Origin of the sequence: Burkholderia sp. Nafp2/4-1b (assembly GCF_003635165.1) — a bacterium.
Classification (GTDB): domain Bacteria; phylum Pseudomonadota; class Gammaproteobacteria; order Burkholderiales; family Burkholderiaceae; genus Burkholderia.
In genome coordinates this window covers 563,154-582,454 of record NZ_ML058597.1, presented here as the reverse complement: position 1 = coordinate 582,454, position 19,301 = coordinate 563,154, and the positions used below count along the sequence as shown (strand labels likewise).

General features: G+C 67.2%; 13 protein-coding genes. 6 read left to right on the top strand and 7 right to left on the bottom strand.

Going from position 1 to position 19,301, the window contains the following annotated elements; all coding sequences use genetic code 11:
* Positions 1-7: 7 nt before the first annotated feature.
* Together C7H84_RS02725 and C7H84_RS02720 are read left to right on the top strand one after the other, a co-directional pair.
* The gene (locus C7H84_RS02725; RefSeq protein WP_121857290.1) at positions 8-1,795 is read left to right on the top strand and encodes a chloride channel protein; all 1,788 of its coding nucleotides are present in this window, start codon (positions 8-10) and stop codon (positions 1,793-1,795) included.
* Positions 1,796-2,320: 525 nt separating this feature from the next.
* On the top strand, positions 2,321-2,653 hold the full coding sequence (locus tag C7H84_RS02720; protein WP_205611384.1) for a hypothetical protein: 333 nt from the start codon (positions 2,321-2,323) through the stop codon (positions 2,651-2,653).
* 103 nt (positions 2,654-2,756) lie between these two features.
* Here C7H84_RS02720 and C7H84_RS02715 read toward each other — a convergent pair whose 3' ends face one another.
* Positions 2,757-3,077 (bottom strand): pyrimidine/purine nucleoside phosphorylase, encoded by a 321-nt coding sequence (locus tag C7H84_RS02715; protein ID WP_006478890.1) that lies wholly within the window; start codon positions 3,075-3,077, stop codon positions 2,757-2,759.
* Between the two features lie 172 nt (positions 3,078-3,249).
* Positions 3,250-4,152, bottom strand: coding sequence for a LysR substrate-binding domain-containing protein (locus tag C7H84_RS02710; protein ID WP_121857289.1), 903 nt, complete (start codon positions 4,150-4,152; stop codon positions 3,250-3,252).
* A gap of 181 nt (positions 4,153-4,333) precedes the next feature.
* Here C7H84_RS02710 and C7H84_RS02705 point away from each other — a divergent pair, with 181 nt between their 5' ends.
* The 3 genes from C7H84_RS02705 (at position 4,334) to C7H84_RS02695 (ending at position 7,673) form a co-directional block, all read left to right on the top strand.
* Positions 4,334-5,518: a M20 aminoacylase family protein gene (locus C7H84_RS02705; protein WP_121857288.1), complete on the top strand. Its 1,185-nt coding sequence runs from the start codon at positions 4,334-4,336 to the stop codon at positions 5,516-5,518.
* 43 nt (positions 5,519-5,561) lie between these two features.
* Positions 5,562-6,887 carry an MFS transporter gene (locus tag C7H84_RS02700; RefSeq protein WP_121857287.1) on the top strand — a complete coding sequence of 442 codons (1,326 nt, stop codon included), beginning with the start codon at positions 5,562-5,564 and terminating at the stop codon, positions 6,885-6,887.
* Positions 6,888-7,130: 243 nt separating this feature from the next.
* Entirely contained in the window at positions 7,131-7,673 is a 543-nt protein-coding gene (locus C7H84_RS02695; protein ID WP_121857286.1) for a cysteine hydrolase family protein, read from the top strand.
* A gap of 97 nt (positions 7,674-7,770) precedes the next feature.
* Here C7H84_RS02695 and C7H84_RS02690 read toward each other — a convergent pair whose 3' ends face one another.
* From C7H84_RS02690 to C7H84_RS02670, 5 genes are all read right to left on the bottom strand, one after another.
* Positions 7,771-8,874: a porin gene (locus C7H84_RS02690; RefSeq protein ID WP_121857285.1), complete on the bottom strand. Its 1,104-nt coding sequence runs from the start codon at positions 8,872-8,874 to the stop codon at positions 7,771-7,773.
* A gap of 63 nt (positions 8,875-8,937) precedes the next feature.
* Complete coding sequence (locus C7H84_RS02685; protein WP_121857889.1) at positions 8,938-9,357, bottom strand: DoxX family protein; 420 nt, start codon at positions 9,355-9,357, stop codon at positions 8,938-8,940.
* A gap of 173 nt (positions 9,358-9,530) precedes the next feature.
* On the bottom strand, positions 9,531-10,808 hold the full coding sequence (locus tag C7H84_RS02680) for a cytochrome c (protein WP_121857284.1): 1,278 nt from the start codon (positions 10,806-10,808) through the stop codon (positions 9,531-9,533).
* A 2-nt stretch (positions 10,809-10,810) separates the two neighbouring features.
* Positions 10,811-12,430 carry a GMC family oxidoreductase gene (locus tag C7H84_RS02675; RefSeq protein WP_121857283.1) on the bottom strand — a complete coding sequence of 540 codons (1,620 nt, stop codon included), beginning with the start codon at positions 12,428-12,430 and terminating at the stop codon, positions 10,811-10,813.
* Positions 12,430-12,936, bottom strand: a complete 507-nt coding sequence (locus tag C7H84_RS02670; RefSeq protein WP_121857282.1) for a sugar dehydrogenase complex small subunit — start codon at positions 12,934-12,936, stop codon at positions 12,430-12,432. Before C7H84_RS02670 ends, C7H84_RS02675 begins: the two co-directional genes overlap by 1 nt.
* Positions 12,937-13,242: 306 nt before the next feature.
* Between C7H84_RS02670 and C7H84_RS02660 the strand changes: the two genes are divergently transcribed.
* The gene (locus C7H84_RS02660) at positions 13,243-19,281 is read left to right on the top strand and encodes an MG2 domain-containing protein (protein WP_121857281.1); all 6,039 of its coding nucleotides are present in this window, start codon (positions 13,243-13,245) and stop codon (positions 19,279-19,281) included.
* The last annotated feature ends 20 nt before the right edge of the window (positions 19,282-19,301 follow it).

The window sequence follows — 19,301 nt, the reverse complement described above, 5'->3', positions numbered from 1 at the left end:
CACCCCGATGAACGCACCACACAAACGCGATTTCTCCACCAACGAACGCCTGCCCAGGATCGCGTTGCTGGCTGCCGTGATCGGCCTGCTCAGCACGCTGGCGGCGTTCGTGCTGTTGAGCCTGATTCACCTGTTCACGAACCTGTTCTTCTTTCAACAGTTTTCGTTCGCCGAACGCTCGCCCGCCAGCAACACGCTTGGCGCATGGGTGATCGTCGTGCCGGTGATCGGCGGGCTGATCGTCGGGCTGATGGCGCGCTTCGGTTCGGAGAAGATCCGCGGTCACGGCATTCCTGAAGCGATCGAAGCGATTCTGTTCGGCAAGAGCCGGATGTCGCCGAAAGTCGCGGTGCTCAAGCCGCTGTCGTCCGGCGTCGTGATCGGCAGTGGCGGCCCGTTCGGTGCCGAAGGTCCGATCATCATGACGGGCGGCGCGCTCGGCTCGCTGATCGCGCAATGCGTGCATGTGACCGCTGCCGAGCGCAAGACGCTGCTCGTCGCGGGCGCGGCCGCCGGCATGACCGCCGTGTTCGGCACGCCGGTCGCCGCGGTGCTGCTCGCGGTCGAACTGCTGCTGTTCGAATGGCGTCCGCGCAGCTTCCTGCCGGTGGCGCTCGCCTGTGCGGTCGCCGGTTTCGCACGCGCCGTATTCTTCGGCACCGGTCCGCTGTTTGCGCTGACCACCGCCGCGCCGACGCCCGTCGCGCTGCTGTCGTGCATCGTCGCGGGCCTGCTGTCGGGCGCGCTCGCATGCGGTCTGTCGGCCGCGCTGTATCGCGTCGAGGACACCTTCGCGAAGCTGCCGGTGCACTGGATGTGGTGGCCGGCGCTCGGCGCGATCGTGATCGGTATCGGCGGCTGGCTCGAGCCGCGCGCGCTCGGCGTCGGCTACGACGTGATCGGCGATCTTCTGCACCAGCACATCGCGCTGAAGATCGCGCTCGCGCTGCTGTTCGTGAAAGCCGTGATGTGGGTGATCGCGCTTGGCTCCGGCACGTCGGGCGGTGTGCTCGCTCCGCTGCTGATGCTCGGCGCGGGCCTCGGCACCGTGCTGTCGCCGATGCTGCCCGGCGGCGACCCGGCACTGTGGCCGCTCGTGTGCATGGCAGCGACGCTTGGCGCCACCCTCGGTGCACCGCTGACCGCGATCGTGTTCGCGTTCGGCCTCACGCACGACGCGAACGCGCTGCTGCCGCTGCTCGCGGCGACGCTCGTCGCGCACGGTTTCGCGACCATCGTGATGAAGCGCTCGATCATGACGGAAAAGATCGCGCGCCGCGGCTATCACATCTACCGCGAATACGGCGTCGATCCGCTCGAGCGGCATGACGTGGGTGAAGTGATGACGTCGGCCGACGCGCTCGTCGCGATCGATGGCGCGAAGACGCTCGACGTCGTCGAATCGGAATACTTCGGCGCGAAACAGACGCACCGTGCCTACCCGGTCGTGCAGGACGGCCGCCTGCTCGGCTTCATCGATCGCGCGATGCTGGACGCGCAGCGTGCTCAAGCGGGCCCCGGTGCGGTGCTCGCGAGCGCGTTCGCCGACCGTGCACGGGCCGTCGCACAGGCACACGAGACCTGCCGTGAGGTCGCGTCGCGCCTCGCGGTGCTCGGCCTCGAACGCCTGCCGGTCGTCGACGATCCGCAATCGCTGCGCATCACCGGCATCGTGTCGCGCAGCGACCTGATCAAACCGGCGCTCCAGCATTTCGACGACGAACAGAAGCGCGAGCGCTTCCGTCCGGTCGTGCCGGCGAACCTGCGCGATCCCGACGCCCGCAACGCCGGCTGACCTGTGCGCAGCGTGCGGGTACCGTCCGCCTGCAGCACACCGCTCGCACCGACTCCTCCCGGCTCCCGAAGCAGCGCACATCCGGCGCACCGTGTCGCCTTCCCCCCGCGTGCACCGTTTAAACTTCGTTGACAATTCGTCGGACGAAAGTTTGTCATCATGGTCCTCATGCGACGGGGCCATCATTCATCCGTTCCACTTCATCATCCAATAACGAAGCGTCGCGGCGCGACCTGCAGACACATGCAGCACGCCGCGGCCGTCAATCCGCCACATCAACGGGCAGCGAGCCGACCGTACGACGCATGACGTCGTAGTTGCGTTTCCGCCTCCACGCAGGCCGTGCGCGACACATGCCGCATCGCAGCAGAACGGACAGCATCCGGATTGCCGTTTGGCAAGCGCGTTAACAACTTGTTGCGGAATCGCCGGAACCGCGTTTGTCGGATGCACTCACACAGGAACGCAGTCCTGGTTTTCGCTGCGCATCCCACTCAATCAATCACGACTCGAGGGAGATAACACGTGAACGTGAAATACTTACCGCTCATCGCACTGACCGTCGCAATTTCTGCTAACGCAGCCGCCCCGGCCGTGCAGAATGTCGGACAAAGCCAGAAGTCCGCTGAGGACGTCTCCGCCTGCATCGCCAAAACCTGGGCCGACAAGTCGCAGCAACAGGTGGTCACGCAGAACGTGCTCGCCAACGGCCTCGCGACCGACGTCTACGCACCGGGCCAGCAACCACCGAACGGCGCGGCCGCGATGGTTCGCCCGGCGTCGCAGCAAGGCGCGAAGACATGGGTCGGCATGCGCGGCGATGCCGCTTCTGCCGGCGACATCAACGCCTGCCTGTAAGTCCCGCAGGCCCGCGCCGGACGGCCTTGCGCCGTCCAGATGCGACAAAGCCCCGCTCGGCGGGGCTTTGTCGTTTTCAGCGCGGCGAGGGCTGCCTGCGTGCTTACAGGTAGCTGCAGACGTAGTCGAGCGTCTCGAGCACTTCGATGTCGAAGCGGCTCTTGCCCGGCACCGAGAACGACTCGCCGGCGCCGTAGGTTTGCCATTCGCTGCTGCCGTCGAGCTTCACGCGGCACTTGCCGGCCTGCACTTCCATCAATTCGGGCGCGTCCGTGCCGAAGTTGAGCGCGCACGGCAGGATCACGCCGAGCGTCTTGCGCGTGCCGTCCGGGAAGAGCACGGTGTGCGACACGCACTTGCCGTCAAAATAGACGTTTGCGCGCTTGACGACCGATACGTTGTCGAATTGGGTTGCACTGGTCATGTGATGCCTCTGATTGCTGGATGCCGGATGGCGTGGGGTTGGAAGCCGGCCGGGGCGGCAGGCCGGCCGCTATGATACCGGCTCGCGGCGCGCGCGCCGCAAGCGGGAGTCGTGATACTCGCCGAGGATCCGCGACAGATGGTCAGGATCACTATGCGACGCGCTGCATGATTCACCGGAGCCCCTTGCGGCGCGCGGAATCGCGCAGGCAGTCGAGCAGCATCGCCGCGGCCGGCGTGAGCGGGCTGTCGCGGCGCGTGACGACCTGCACGGACACGCCCGGCAGCCGCTCGCGGATCGGCAGCACCGCGAGCTGGTCGCGCGCCCACTCGCCCTGCAGCAACTGTTCGGGCATCGACGCGATCAGGTCGCAGCCCGTCATGAGGCTGTGCGCGAGCCCGAAGCTCGGGCATTCGACGACCCGCTGCGGCACCGGCAGCCCGTACGCGACGAATGAATTGAACAGCACCTGAGTCGAGCTTTCCGGCGACGGATTCATCAGCCAGTCGGCTTCGACGAGATCGGCGAGCGACGTGGCCGATGCGAGCGGATGCCCCTTGCGCGCGACGATCAGCGATCGGCTCGCATAGAGTTCCGCATGATCGAACTCGGCCGCGAGCAATTCGGGCACGACGACGGCCACCGCGAAATCGAGCGAGCCGTCGTGCAGGCGCGGCAGCGCGACCCCCGGAAACCCTTCCACCAGATTGACGCGCGCGACCGGAAAGCGCCGCCGGAACGCGCGAAACGCGTCGGGCAGGATCGTCACCGCGGCGGCCGGCGTGATCGCGGCCGCGACCGAGCCCGTCATCGCACCCTGCGCCTGCTCGATGTCGTCGCGCGCCCGCTGCATTTCGGCGACGATCAGCCGCGCGCGCACCTGCAGTTGCTGGCCAAACGCAGTGAGCTGCACGCCGCGCGCGGTGCGCACGACGAGCGACACGCCGAGCGCGATCTCCAGTTCCTTGACCGCTTTCGTCAACGCCGCCGGCGACACGTTCAGGCGCCGTGCGGCCGCGCGGATGCTGCCTTCGTCCGCGACGGTGACGAACGCTTTCAGCTGATGGTATTTCATGGCGCCATGCGTGATTCGTGGAAACCCTGTGCGATGCGGCGCATGCTGGCTCAGGGTATTCCCGAGCGGCAACCGACGGTGTGCACCAAAGCAATTTAGCAGCTTCTGGTACGCAAAAGAAATTTATATCCTTTGTCGTCACATGCGCGTCAAACGCCCCATCGGCCCCACAGGAGACACCATGCTGCAAGCCGTGAACCCCGTCATCCCCGGCATCGCCGCGATTGCCCCCGATCTCGTCGAAGTGCGCCGGCGCATCCACGCGCACCCGGAACTCGCGTTCGAGGAAACGCTGACGAGCGATCTCGTCGCCGAGTTGCTCGCGGGCTGGGGCTACGAAGTCCATCGCGGCATCGGCAAGACGGGCGTCGTCGCTGTGCTGCGCGAAGGGCAAGGCACGCGCACCGTCGGCCTGCGCGCCGACATGGACGCGCTGCCGCTCGCCGAAACCACCGGCCTGCCGTATGCGAGCCGTCATGCGAACAAGATGCATGCGTGCGGCCACGACGGTCACACGGCAATGCTGTTGTGCGCCGCGCGGCATCTCGCGGCCACGCGCCAGTTCTCCGGCACGCTGAACCTGATCTTCCAGCCGGCCGAGGAAAACTTCGGCGGCGCGAAAGCGATGATGGACGACGGCCTGTTCGACCGTTTCCCGTGCGACGCGATCTTCGCGATCCACAACATGCCGGGCCGCGCCGCCGGCGACATGGCGTTCCGCACTGGCGCCGCGATGGCGTCGGCCGACCGCGTGACGATCACGCTGCGCGGCGTCGGCGGCCACGGCGCGATGCCGCACTTCGCGCGCGATCCGATGTCGGCCGCGGGCAGCATCATGGTCGCGCTGCAGACGATCGTCGCGCGCGAGGTCGATGCGCAGCATGCGGCCGTGATCACCGTCGGCAGCGTGCAGGCCGGCGAGACGTTCAACATCATTCCCGAAACCGTCGTGATGAAACTGTCGGTGCGCGCGCTGAATGCCGACGTGCGTGCGCTGCTCGCACGCCGCATCGAAGCGCTCGCGAAAGGCCAGGCGGAAAGTTTCGGCGTCACCGCCGAAGTCGATTACGACTACGGCTACCCGGTGCTCGTCAATCATGCGGAGCCGACCGCGTTCGCGGCCGACATCGCGCGCCAGATGCTCGGCGCCGAGCGGGTCGAGACCGATGCCGCGCCGCTGATGGGCAGCGAGGACTTCGCGTTCATGCTCGAAGCGCGCCCGGGCTGCTATGCGTTCATCGGCAACGGAATCGGCAGCAAGGGCGGCTGCATGGTGCACAACCCAGGCTACGACTTCAACGACGACATCCTCGCGATCGGCGCGAGCTACTGGGTCCGCATCGCCGAAGCCTGGCTCGCGGCCTGACGGCCCTTCATCACGCAGTTCCGCGCCTTAGCAGGGGAACCTCATGGAAACGTCCGCCCTTTCGTTCACCGGCTCGCCGGCTGACGCCCGCGCCGCCGCGAAGAAACGCCGCCTGATCGCGGCCGCCGCCGTCGGCAACGCGCTCGAGTTCTACGACTTCACGGTCTACAGCTTCTTCGCGATCCTGATCGGCAAGCTGTTCTTTCCGGTGCATTCGTCGTTCGGGCAGCTGATGCTCGCGGTCGCGAGCTTCGGTGTCGGTTTCGTCACGCGTCCGCTCGGCGGGCTCGTGATCGGCATGTACGCCGATCGCGCCGGCCGCAAGAAGGCGATGATCCTCACCTTGCTGCTGATGGCGCTCGGCACCGCGACGATCGCCGTCGCGCCGACCTACGCCCAGATCGGCCTCGCCGCACCGCTGCTGCTCGTGCTCGCGCGCCTGCTGCAAGGGTTCGCATCGGGCGGCGAAGTCGGCGCATCGACGACGCTGCTGCTCGAACAGGCGCCGCAGCATCGCCGCGGTTTCTACGCGTCGTTCCAGTTCTCCAGCCAGGGGCTCGCCGCACTCGCGGGCGCGCTGACCGGCGTCGCGCTCACGTCGACGCTCAATGCCGCGCAGCTCGAAAGCTGGGGCTGGCGCGTGCCGTTCATCATCGGCACGCTGTTCGTGCCGATCGGCTACTGGCTGCGTCATACGGTCGAGGAAGTGCCGGCCGCGACGCCTGCCGCCACGCATGCCGCCGAAGAAAAGGTCGCGTCGCTGCCGCTCGCCGACGTGCTGCGCCATCACGGCAAGGCCGTGTTCGCGGGCCTCGGTGTGACGATCGGCGGCACGTCGATCCACTACATCATCGTGTTCTACATGGCGATCTACGGCGTGCAGGTGCTGCATCTGCCGACGTGGCTATCGATGACGGCCGGCTGTGTCGCCGGCGCGATCCTGATGCTCGTGACGCCGATCGGCGGCCACCTGTCCGACGTGTTCGGCCGCAACCGGATCGTCTGGTGGACGCGCATCGCGCTGATGGCCGCGATCTATCCGGCGTTCATCGCGCTGAACCGCTGGCCCGGTGCCGCGTCGCTGCTGTCTATCATCGCCGCGCTGTCGGTCGTGCATGCGATCAACATCGGTGCGACCGGTGCGATGCTCGGCGAACTGTTCCCGCGTGCGGTGCGGGCGACCGGCGGTGCGCTGGTGTATAGCGTAGGCGTCGCGATCTTCGGCGGCTTCGCGCAGTTCTTCGTCACGTGGCTGATCGCGGCGACCGGTAATCCGAATGCGCCTGCGTGGTATGCGATCGGCTGCGGCGCGTTCACGCTGCTCGCGATTCGCTGCATGGACGAGAAGGCGGGGCAGGCGCTCGATTGAACGGAGCTCGATGCGTCCGGTGCGTGACGTGTGTCATTGACGCCGCACCCGCGCATCGGGCATGATCGCTCCATGCATAACGCCACGATCACCCTTTCGACGAGCACGCGCACGACCGCCTTCGGCGGGCCCGTGCGGCGAGTGCGCGCAAGATCGTAGCGTCACCGATTCCCACAGGCCCCGCCGGTTCCGGACGGGGTCTCGTCGTTTCTCCGTCCACACCGGCCCTTCAGGAGAAACGCAATGTCCGAACTCCCCTCCCCGAAACGTGCGCTGCTCGTCATCGACATGCAGGTCGGGCTGTTTCATGGTCCCGATCGTCCGCATGACGGTGAACGCGTGTTGGCCAACGTCAACCAACTGATTCGTCGCGCGCATGAAGCTGGTGCACCCGTGTTCGCCGTGCGCCACACCGGCCCGGCCGGCTCGCCAATCGCGCCCGACGCACCACTGGCCGCGTTGTTACCGGAACTCGCGATCGATACCGCACGCGATATCGTGTTCGACAAGACCCGGCCGAGTTGCTTCGCGGGAACGCGGCTCGCCGAATGGCTGCACGCGACAGGGATCGGCGAGATCGTGATTGCGGGGATGAAGACGCAATACTGCATCGACACCGCGTGCCGCGCGGCTGCCGATCTCGGTTTTCGTGCGGTGCTCGCGACCGATGCGCATACCTGCATGGACACGCCCGCGCTGCCGGCCGAACGGATCATCGCGCATCACAATGCGACGCTTGGCGGGCCGTTTGCGGTGCTGACGACGACTGAGGCGTGCGGGTTCTAAGCGGCAGCACCAGAAGCGCACCGCCCCATCCGTCGGTCGTAAACGCAACAAGGCACGGGCCACCCTCACCCGTGCCTTGCCTGCACTACGCTCCCGCTCAGAACGTATGCATCATCCCCACATACGCCCCCGTCTGCGACTCGCCCGTCATCGGGCTCGTGCCCGACGTCGCATCCCTCGGCGACGCCAGCAGCGAGAAGTTCGAATTCCCGCCGTTACGCACATACGCGACGGTCCCATACAGGAACGTCCGCTTCGACAGGTTGTACGTCGTGCCCAACACGTACATGATCGCGTGCCCCGACGGGTCGTGCGACGCATCGCCCCCACCGTCGCCGACCTTCACGTAATACCCGCCGCCCGTCACAGCCCATTGCGGATTCGCCGCATAGGTCGCGCCGAGCCAGTAGTGATCCGCACGATCGGCAACGCCGGCCGGGCTGTCTGGCGCCTGGTAGTGCGTATACGCGCCCTGGATCTTGAACTTCGACACCTTCACATTCGCGCCGACAAAATACTCGCGCGACGCGGTGAAGATGTTGCTGAACTTGCCGTTGTTGTCGCGCAGTTCGTCGTAGATGCCGCGCACGTCGAGCACCGGCGAGTGGTACGAGATCATGATCCCGTCCGAGCGGCCGAAATCGTCGGCCGCGCCGTAGTTGAAACCGCGCGACTGATTGCCGAACGCATACTGCGCCTGCACGTCGAACCCGCCGAACACAGGGCTGTGATATTCGATGTTGTTGCTGCTCTGCTGCCAGTTGCGGCCGCGCACGAGCGATGCCGAAGAAAACGCCTGCTGGACGAACGGATCGAATTCCCACACGCCGTCGCTGTCGATGAACAGGTTGCGGCCGGCCTGCAGCTGCCCCCACGTATCGCTCTTCAGCCCGACATACGCACGGCGCGACCACATGCGTCCGCCGCCTGTCGTGCCGTTCATCACCTGGAACGCGGTCTCCAGGTTGAAGACCGTCGACATCCCGCCGCCAAGATCCTCGACGCCCTTCAGGCCGAACATGCTGGTGCCCCAGTCGCCGCCCTCCGCGCTCCAGCGCGTCGAGCTGCCGTTGGGCGTCGCGATGTGGTTCAGGTATTCGACGCCGCCGTCGATTCGGCCGTACAGCGTCACGCTCGTCTGCGCGAACGCGGCCGCCGGTGCGGCGGCTGCGATCAGCCATGCGAAGTGTTTGAGTCGCAAAATGATGCCCCCTCGGAGTCTCGACCGTCCGGCATGCGCCCCATGCGCAGGCCGGCGGTCCGTTCACCCGCGATCGATCGAAAAACGCCCGGGGCCCGCCGCGCAGAGCGCGAGCAGGCCGCCCGAGATCGCGATGTTCTTGTAGAAATGAATCGTGTTGTTCATCTGCTCGCCGCCCGTCATCGTCCAGTAGTGGTGGCCGATGAACGCGGTGCCGATCGTGTACAGCGCAAGCAGCAGCGCGAGCGGCCGCGTCTGGAAACCGACGAGGAGCGCGATGCCGACGACCAGCTCCATCACGACGGCGATCGCCGCCGAGATGATCGGCGCCGGCGCGCCTTCGCTGCCCATGAACGCGATCGTCCCGGAGAAGTTGGCGATCTTGTGCCAGCCGAACATCACGAACAGGATCACGAGCAGGATTCGGGACAACAGCAGCAGCACATCGCGCTGGGACGCGAGAAACGGTTGATTCGGTGTCATGGTGTGATCAACGAAAACGATGCGCGCAACCGCACGCACCGGATTGCCTGTGAACCGGGACAGGCGGCGAACCGCGCCGCCCGCCCCGCTCTGCAACCACCGGCATCGGGGCCCGCCCGATGTGCTGTGCTCCTCCTCTCGTCAGTGTTGCGCTGACTGCTCGCGCACCGGCGTCAACGCGCCTTAGCCACGTCCTGCTCGGTCACCTTCGCGGCCGGGTTGCCGAACTGCCCCGTCACGTAGTTCGCCAGCGCGGCGATCTGCGCATCCGTCAGCTCGTTGCGGAACGCGGGCATCCCGACGTCCTCGCTGCCGGCCTTGCGCTCCACACCGTTCAGGATCACTTGCACGAGGTTCGCCGGATTCGACGCGCCCACCGTCGAGTTGTGGAACAGCGACGGGTAATAGCCGTCCGGCGTGCCCTTGCCCTGCATCTGGTGGCACGTCGCGCAATTGCCGAGATACAGCCGCGCCGGATCGATGCCCGACGATGCAAGCGGCACGCCGCGCAGCTTCAGGCCGTCTTCCGCCGGCTTGCCCCACGACGAACGCGACTGCTTCGCGTCGCCGCTGGCGACGGCCGGCACGGTGCGGATGTACGTCGCGATCGCGCCGATATCGGCATCGGTCATCTTCGAGAAGCTGTGCTCGACCGCCTCGGCCATCGGGCCGGCCGCCTGCGCGACGCCCGGCACGCTGCCGGTACGCAGGTACTGGACGAGCTGCTGCTGCGTCCAGCCGCCGATACCGGCATTCGGGTCGGACGTGATGTTGTAGCCGTCCCAGCCCGCCAGCACCGAGCCCGACAGGAAGCTGCCGCCCGTCTCGTCGAGCGACTTCTCCTGCATCGCGATGCCGCGCGGCGTGTGGCACGTGCTGCAGTGCGCGAGGCCCTGCACCAGGTACGCGCCGCGGTTCCACTCGGCGCTCTGCGCCGGCTTCGGCTGGTACGCGCCATCCTTCAGGAACAGCCAGTTCCAGATCTTCAGCGGCCAGCGCATGCTGAGCAGCGCGGGGATCTCGTTCTTCGGCGGCGCCTGCTTGACCGGCTCCACGCCATGCATGAAGTACGCGTACAACGCCTGCACGTCGTCGTCGTTGAGCTTCGCGTACGACACGTAGGGCATCGCCGGATACAGGTTGTCGCCGTTCTTCGACACGCCGCGACGCACGGCGCGCTCGAAGTCCTCGTAGGTCCACTTGCCGATGCCGGTGTCCGGGTCCGGCGTGATGTTGCTCGTATAGATCTTGCCGAGTTTCGGCACGGGCATCGGGAGGCCGCCCGCGAACGGCTTGCCGCCCTTCACGGTATGACACGCCATGCAGTCGCCCGCGACCGCGAGATATTCGCCACGCTTGATCTGCGCGGGATCGGCCGAATCGGCCGCGCGCACGAGGCCCGGCAGCGCGACGCAGCCGGCGAGCAGGAAGGTCAGGGTAGATTTCCGCACGGTCAGACTTCCTTCTTCAGCGTGTCCGACATCCGCAGCGCCAGCGCCGCGATCGTCAGCGTCACGTTCACCGTACCGACGGTCGGCATCGTCGCGCTGCTCGAGATGAACAGGTTCGGATGGTCGAACGTGCGGCAGTCCTTGTCGACGACCGAGTCGTGCGCATCGGCGCCCATGATCGTCGACCCCGTGATGTGGTTGTTCGGTGCGAATTCGTCGTTGAACACGACGTCGGTGCCGCCCAGCACCTTCGCCGCCGTTGCGTAGACCTCCCGCGTATGCACGGCGCCGCGCTTCACGTAGTCGTCGATCGCGTACGTGATTTCCGGGCGCGGAATGCCGATCGCGTCGGTGGCCGTCTTGCTCGGCACGATGCGGTTCTCGGGCTGCGGCAGGATCTCGTGGAAGCAGTCGAACTGCACGTAGCGCGCGGAGCGGTCGCGGATCTGCGCGTCGAGTTCGTCGGCCTTCATCAGCTTGCCGGCCTTGAAGATCTTCTGCGTCTCCTGGTTGATGCGCGACATGTTCGACAGGTGAATCTTCTTCGCGGCTTCGGTCGCGCGGAACGGGCCGTCGCGAAAGCCGATCAGCGACGTCATTTCCTGCGGGCCGCGGCCCGGCCACAGCTTCTCGCTCGCGTAGAACGACACGCCGGTGCCCGGGTGGTCCATCAGGTTGCGCCCGACCATGTCGGAGCTGTTCGCGACGCCGTTCGGGAAATCGCGGTTCGCCGACATCAGCAGGATCTTCGGCGTCTCGATGCCGTTCGCGGCCAGCACGAAGTACTTGCCTTCGACGCGGTGGTCGACGCCCGTCTTGTCCTTGTAGATTGCCGCGACGATGCGCTTGTCCGGCCCGGTCTCGAGCTTGTAGACGACCGCGCTGTCGATCAGTTTCGCGCCGGCCTGCTCGGCCTTCTGCACGTGCACGATGCCGTTGTACATCGCGCCGATCGGGCAGATCGGCATGCAATTGTTGTTCCCGCAACAAGTCGGCCGGCCGTCGTACGGACGGCTGTTGCGCGCGACCGGCTCGGTCACCACGTGGAACTTCGGGTCGTAGCCGTTCAGCGCGCTCTTGATCGTCTGCTCGTTGAACGACAACGGCAGCGGCGGCATCGGGTACGCCTGCTTGCGCGGCGAGTACAGGTCTTCCTCGGGGCCGGGGCCCCACACGCCGAGCTCTTCCTCCGCGCGCTGGTAGTAATGCTCGAGGTCGTCGTACTGGATCGGCCAGTCGCGGCCGACGCCGTACACCGTCTTCATCTTGAAGTCGTTCGGGATGAAGCGCCACGCCGACGCGGCCCAGTGCCACGTCGTGCCGCCCACCGCGCGAATGTATTGCGAGTTGAACTTGTGCTCGCCCTTCAGGATCAGGTAATCGTTCGGCGGGCCGTATTCCGGGTGCGGCGCCCACGGGCTCGACGGGTACGGCGCCATGAAGTCCGTCTTGTCGGGCTGGTTGCGAAAGCGCTCGACGATCTCGCCGCGCGGCAAGCGCGGCCCTGCTTCGAGCAGGATCACCGACTTGCCGGCCATCGCGAGCTGGTGCGCGACGATCGCGCCTGCGACACCGGACCCGACGACCACGACGTCGGCTTTTTGCGTATCGGTATCGGCCATCAGGCTTGCCTCTCGGTCGGTTTTTCGGCCCAGAAGCCGGGTTTGTTGGGGCAATACGATGGAATGATGAGCGTATCGGACACGACGCTGAACATTAATGCTTCCTCGTATGCAATCACGACGTTGTCGACGATGCCGAGATACCACGCGCCGAGCGTCGACAGCGCAGCGGCTTCCTGATCGGGAGTCAACGAGCCGGACGCAAGCGCGCCCGCGAGTTGCGATACCGCGTCGGCGGTCTTGAACGCGCCTTTCTGCAATGCCTGCAGGTAGCGTTCGCCGAGTACGCGGCTCAGCCCTTTCTTGCCTGTCAGTGCTTCGGAGAGCGTCATGAACGCATCGAGCGGCGCGGTGCCGGGATTGTCGGCCAGGGCCCGCAACGCCAGCGAGCCGGTGAGACTCGCCGCCGTCAGCGCCAGTGCGCCCTGCAGCCATTGACGCCGCGTGATGCCTGTTGCGGCTGCGTCGCTGTCGCGACGCGAGTGGGGGGTGTTGTCGTTGTGCATGTTTCCTTCTCTCGAACACCGGATTCGGGAAAACCACGCTTGATATTTCTCAAACTTTCGCGCGGCCCTGAAATGTACGCGCACAAACCGGAACGGACAATGCTTTTATAGTCCATTAAATGTTCCGCAATTCGAGACAATCGACATTTCGCTGCATTTTTGTGTCGTCGACGCGACAATTCTGCATCGGTATGCCGGTGTGTCGCAAGGCGACGACACGCGCCGTCCGGCCATTCGCTCGCATGCGCGTCGGTTAGAATCGCGTGCTGCAATCAAACAGAAAGCTTCCCCCGAGGGCATCGAGCGATGAAGCCGCACGACAAACACAACAACACGAATCGAAACGACCGCGCCACTCGGCTGCTCTGGCGCATCGGCGCGGTGGCCGCGCTCGCGGCCGCCACCGCGCTGTCGCTGCATGCGGGCGCGGCGCGCACCGTGAACGTGTCGCCGCAAGGCACCGTCACCGAAGTGCGGCAGAGCGTCGTCAAGTTCGACGAACCGATGGTCGCGTTCGGGTCGGCATCCGCGCCGAATCCCGCGCGCATGACCTGCAACGATTCCACCGCCGCACGCGGCCAGGGCCACTGGCTCGACGACAAGACGTGGGTGTACGACTTCGAGAACGACCTGCCGCCGGGCGTCCGTTGCTCGGTCGCGCTCAACGACACGTTGCGCTCGGTCGCCGGCAATGCGGTCAGCGGCCCGCGCCGCTTCACGTTTCAAACCGGCGGCCCGTTCCCGGTGACGGTGCGCCCCGGCTCGCGCGAAATCGAGGAACGCCAGACATTCGTGCTGAAGCTGAACGGCCCGGCCGAGCCGCGTTCGGCGCTCGCGAACATCTGGTGCGAAGCGGCCGGCATCGGCAACCGCATCCCCGTCACGGCCGCCGACGACGAGACGCGCAACGCGCTGCTCGATCACTTCGGGTTGAAGAAGGACGCCGCGCGCGTGCTGACGCTGTCGTGCGCGCAGGCGCTGCCGGCGAGCGCGAAGATGCAACTCGTGTACGGCAAGGGCGTCGCGAGCCCGAGCGGCATCGCGAACGACACCGAGCGCCGCTTCGACTTCACCGTGCGCGCGCCGTTCGCCGCGAGCTTCTCGTGCGAGCGCGAGAACGCGAAGGCGCCCTGCACGCCGCTGCGTCCGCTGACGCTGACGTTCAACGCGCCGATCTCGCGCAAGAACGCCGAGGCGATCAAGCTGCGCGGCCCTGACGGTTCGCTTTCGCCGGCCTTCGCGGCCGACGACCACAGCGACGAAGTGACGACCGTCAAGTTCGATCCGCCGCTGCCCGCGCAGGCGAACCTGACGCTCGAGCTGCCGTCCGGCTTGCACGACGTGACCGACCGCTCGCTGTCGAACGCCGACCTGTTCCCGCTCGCGACCCGCACCGCCCCGATGCCGCCGCTGGCAAAATTCTCGTCGGGCACGTTCGGGATCGTCGAGCGCTTCGCCGAACCCGATACGCCGGCCCTCGTGCCGGTCACGCTGCGCAACGTCGAAGCCGATCTCCATATAGCGGGCCTGAATACGAGCGGTGCGCAATTCGCGAACCTGAAGGTCGATGACGACACCGCGATCCGTCAATGGATGCGAACCGTCGACCGCTTCGACAACTGGTCGATGACGGCCGGCACGATCGACGAGCGAATTCCGGGCCTGCTCCGGCGCAAGGGACAGCACCCGGTCTACGTGCCGCTCGCGGCCGGCGAGAAGATGCCCGCGCCGCAGGATCGCCGCATCGACGTGCGCTCGCTGTCGCTGCTCACCGGCGAACCGGGTGCGCAGGCGCTGACGCTGCCGAAGGCCGATCCGAAGACGCTGCGTCCGTTCGAGATCGTCGGCGTGCCGATCGAAAAACCGGGCTTCTACGTGCTCGAACTCGCGTCGCCCGCACTCGGCCGCTCGCTGCTCGCGAAGCCGTCGAGCATGTACGTGCGCACCACCGTGCTCGTCACGAACCTCGGCGTGCACCTGAAACAGGGCCGCGAGAACAACTTCGTGTGGGTCACGACGCTCGACAAGGGCAAGCCCGTGCCGAACGCGCAGATCCGCGTGTCGGACTGCAACGGCGACGAAATCGCGTCCGGCAAGACCGATGCACAGGGCCTGCTGAAGCTCGACGGACCATTCGAACCGAAGCACGAATGCAGTCAGTCGGAACGCTTCGACGACTACTTCGTGTCGGCACGCGTCGACGATCCGAAGACGGGCCGCGACATGGCGTTCGTCAGCTCGAACTGGAACCGCGGGATCGAATCGTGGCGCTTCAACGTGCCGACCGACACCGACAGCGCACCGACCGTGCGTGCGCATACCGTGTTCGACCGTACGCTGCTGCGTGCCGGCGAAACGGTGTCGATGAAGCACTTCCTGCGCACCGAGACGCTGCAGAGCCTCGCGTTCCCGCCGCACTATCCGACCCGCGTGACGATCCGCCATCTCGGTTCCGACCAGACCTACAAGCTGCCGCTCACGTGGTCGGCCGATCACAGCGCGGACACGCAGTTCGCGCTGCCGGCCGCGGCGAAGCTCGGCGAATACAGCGTGTCGCTCGAAGGCGGCCCGGACGATGCGCCGACCGCCAGCTACTACAGCGGCAGCTTCCGCGTCGAGGCGTTCCGCCTGCCGGTGCTCAAGGGCACCATCAGCGCGCGCGACGCGCAGAAGAGCCCGCTCGTCGCGGTCAAGGAAGCGCCGCTCGCGGTGCAGATCGACTACGTGTCGGGCGGCGGCGCATCGAACCTGCCCGTGCAGGTGTCGGCGCTGATGAAGTGGGCATCGCCGCCGTTCGCGGATCGCTTCGAGGACTTCAGCTTCACGCCCTATCGTCCCGACCGGAGCAACGGCAACGCCGAAGACGATGCGCAGGACGGCGACAACGCAGCGGCCGCGAACAACGATCCCGACGCGACCAAACTGATTGCGGACAAGCTGCCGCTGACGCTCGACCGCAACGGCGCGGGTTCCGTCACGCTCAAGGGCCTGCCCGACGTCGATGCGCCGAAGCGCATCGCGCTCGAGGCGACGTTCGCGGATCCGAACGGCGAAGTGCATACGATTCGCGGCGACACGATCCTGTGGCCGGCCGCGGTGGTCGCCGGCATCAAGGCCGGCCGCTGGGTGTCGGTCGGCCAGCGCGTGCCGGTGCAGGCGCTCGCGGTCGACCTGCAGGGCAAGCCGCGTGCGTCGGTGTCGATCGAGATCAAGGGTGTCGCGCACATCACGACGTCGTCGCGCAAGCGGATGGTCGGCGGCTTCTACGCGTACGACAACAAGAGCGACACGCGCGAGCTCGGCGTGCTGTGCTCGGGCAAGACCGACGACAAGGGCCGCATGGCCTGCGACGCGACGCTCGAACAGGCCGGCAACGTACAGTTGATCGCGGTCGCGAAGGACGGCGACGGCCGCACGTCGAACGCGTCGACGTCGGTGTGGGTCACACGCGAGGACGAGCTCTGGTTCGGCGGCGACAACACCGACCGGATCGACGTGATTCCGGAGAAGACCGCCTACGAACCGGGCGAAACGGCCCGCTTTCAGGTGCGCATGCCGTTCCGCTACGCGACCGCGCTCGTCGCGGTCGAACGCGGCGGCGTGATGGAAACGCACGTCGTGCAGCTGAATGGCAAGAACCCGACCGTCGACCTGAAGGTCGGCGAATCGTGGGGGCCGAACGTGTACGTGTCGGTGCTCGCATTGCGCGGCCGGATCCGAGAAGTGCCGTGGTATTCGTTCTTCACGTGGGGCTGGAAGGCGCCGGTCGAATGGGCGCGCGCGTTCTGGCGCGAAGGCCGTCACTATGAAGCGCCGACCGCGTTCGTCGACCTGTCGAAGCCCGCGTTCCGCTACGGCCTCGGCGAGATCAAGGTCGGCACCGGCGTGCACCGTCTCGGCGTGAGCGTGACGACCGACGCGACGCGCTACACCGTGCGCAGCAAGGCGCAGGCGCACGTGAAGGTCACGCTGCCGAACGGGCAGCCCGCGCCGGCCGGCACGCAGATCGCGGTCGCCGCAGTCGACGAGGCGCTGCTCGAACTGATGCCGAACAACAGCTGGGACCTGCTCGACGCGATGCTGCAGCGCCGCGCGTACGGCGTCGAGACGGCCACCGCGCAAATGGAAATCGTCGGCCGCCGTCACTTCGGCCGCAAGGCCGTGCCGGCCGGCGGCGGTGGCGGCAGCGCGCCGACGCGCGAACTGTTCGACACGCTGCTGCTGTGGAATCCGCGCGTGACGCTCGACGCGAACGGCAGCGCAACCGTCGACGTGCCGCTGAACGACGCGCTCACGCGCTTCCGGATCGTCGCGATCGCGGCAGTCGGCCCCGATCGCTTCGGCACCGGCAGCACGTCGATCCGCAGCACGCAGGACCTGCAATTGATCTCCGGCCTGCCGCCGCTCGTGCGCGAAGGCGATGCGTTCCGCGCGCAGGTCACGCTGCGCAACACGACCGAGCGCGCGATGCAGGTTGTCGTGACGCCGCGCGTGACGGGCCTCGACGTCGCGCCGCAAACCGTGTCGCTCGCGGCCAATGCGGCGACCGAGGTCGCGTGGACGATCACCGTGCCCGAGCAGGCGCTCGACGCAGCCGGCGCGCTGAACTGGCGCATCGAAGCCGCCGAGCAAGGCGGCAAGCGCGCGGCCGACGCGCTGGCCGTCGCGCAGAAGGTGGTGCCCGCGCTGCCCGTGACCGTGCAGCAGGCCACGCTCACGCAGGTCGACGGCACGCTGACGGTGCCCGTCGCGGCGCCGGCCGGCGCCGTCAACAACGCACAAGGCGCGCCGCGCGGCGGCATCGCCGTGTCGCTGCAGTCGAAGCTCGCGGACGGCCTGCCCGGCGTGCGACGCTGGTTCGAGCGCTATCCGTACCGCTGCCTCGAACAGCAGACGTCGCGCGCGATCGGCCTGCACGACGCCGCGCAATGGCAGGCGCTGGTTGCGCGCATGCCCGTCTATCTCGACAGCGACGGGCTCGCGAGCTACTTCCCGCCGCCGTCCGGCGATGCGCACTACGGCAGCCCGACGTTGTCGTCGTACCTGCTCGTGGTCGCCGACGAAGCCAGCCGCCTCGACCCGCGCTTCGCGCTGCCGGAAGACCTGCGCACGCAGCTCGAAGCCGGGCTCGCGCGCTTCGTCGACGGCCGCATCGAGCGCAACGCGTGGGCGCCGCGCCAGGACCGCGACCTGCGCAAGCTCGCCGCGATCGAGGCGTTGTCGCGCTACGGTGCCGCACAGGGGCGCATGCTCGGTTCGATCGAGATCGCGCCGAACCAGTGGCCGACGTCGGCGGTGATCGACTATCACGCGATCCTCACGCGCGTGAAGGACATCCCGCAGCGTGACGAGAAACGCGCGCAGGTCGAGCAGATCCTGCGTGCGCGTCTCACGTACCAGGGCACGCAGCTCGTGTTCTCGACCGCGCGCGACGACGACCTGTGGTGGCTGATGACGAGCAACGAGACCAACGCCGCGCGCCTCGCGCTGGAGTTCGCGGGCGACCCGGCGTGGAAGGACGAGATGCCGCGCGTGGCGACCGGCCTGCTCGCGCTGCAACGCCAGGGCGCATGGCAGACGACGACGTCGAACGCACTCGGCCAGCTCGCGATCGAGCGCTTCTCGCGCACCTACGAGAGCACGCCGGTGGCCGGCACGACGAAGGTCGCGCTCGGCGGTAACGAGCGCGCGATCTCGTGGTTGCAAGCCCTTGCGGCCGCGCCCGCCGACACGTCCGCGTCGGCCACGCCCGCGACCCGTGCCGCCGCCGCGCGCAGCGTGCTGATGCCGTGGCCGCGTGCGTCGCAGGCGCCGGCCACGCTGTCCGTCACGCAGGACGGCACGGGCCGCCCGTGGGCGACCGTCGAAAGCCTCGCGGCCGTGCCGCTGCGCGCGCCGTTCGCGGCCGGCTACCGGATCACGAAGACCGTCACGCCCGTGTCGCCCGCCGTCAAGGGCGTGCTGACGCGCGGCGACGTCGTGCGCGTGCATCTCGACATCGACGCGCAGAGCGACATGACGTGGGTCGTCGTCAACGATCCGATTCCGTCCGGCGCGACGATTCTCGGCTCGGGCCTCGGCCGCGACTCCGAAGCCGCGACGCAGGGCGAGAAATCGCCGGACGGTGCATGGCCGGCGTTCATCGAACGCGACTTCGACGGCTATCGCGCGTATTACGACTATCTGCCGAAGGGCAAGCTCTCGGTCGAATACACCGTGCGGCTGAACAACGTCGGCACCTTCGGGCTGCCGCCGACGCGCGTCGAGGCGCTGTATGCGCCGTCCGTGTACGGCCTGTGGCCGAACCCGCCGCTGACCGTGAAGCCGGCCGACGCGGGCAAGTAACGGGTACGAACAGGTACGAA

Excerpts from the sequence above, each read along its gene's own strand:
- C7H84_RS02725 (WP_121857290.1), top strand. The coding sequence starts at position 8 with ATGAACGCACCACACAAACGCGATTTCTCCACCAACGAACGCCTGCCC.
- C7H84_RS02715 (WP_006478890.1), bottom strand. The coding sequence starts at position 3,077 with ATGACCAGTGCAACCCAATTCGACAACGTATCGGTCGTCAAGCGCGCA.
- C7H84_RS02710 (WP_121857289.1), bottom strand. The coding sequence starts at position 4,152 with ATGAAATACCATCAGCTGAAAGCGTTCGTCACCGTCGCGGACGAAGGC.
- C7H84_RS02705 (WP_121857288.1), top strand. The coding sequence starts at position 4,334 with ATGCTGCAAGCCGTGAACCCCGTCATCCCCGGCATCGCCGCGATTGCC.
- C7H84_RS02700 (WP_121857287.1), top strand. The coding sequence starts at position 5,562 with ATGGAAACGTCCGCCCTTTCGTTCACCGGCTCGCCGGCTGACGCCCGC.
- C7H84_RS02695 (WP_121857286.1), top strand. The coding sequence starts at position 7,131 with ATGTCCGAACTCCCCTCCCCGAAACGTGCGCTGCTCGTCATCGACATG.
- C7H84_RS02685 (WP_121857889.1), bottom strand. The coding sequence starts at position 9,357 with ATGACACCGAATCAACCGTTTCTCGCGTCCCAGCGCGATGTGCTGCTG.
- C7H84_RS02675 (WP_121857283.1), bottom strand. The coding sequence starts at position 12,430 with ATGGCCGATACCGATACGCAAAAAGCCGACGTCGTGGTCGTCGGGTCC.
- C7H84_RS02670 (WP_121857282.1), bottom strand. The coding sequence starts at position 12,936 with ATGCACAACGACAACACCCCCCACTCGCGTCGCGACAGCGACGCAGCC.
- C7H84_RS02660 (WP_121857281.1), top strand. The coding sequence starts at position 13,243 with ATGAAGCCGCACGACAAACACAACAACACGAATCGAAACGACCGCGCC.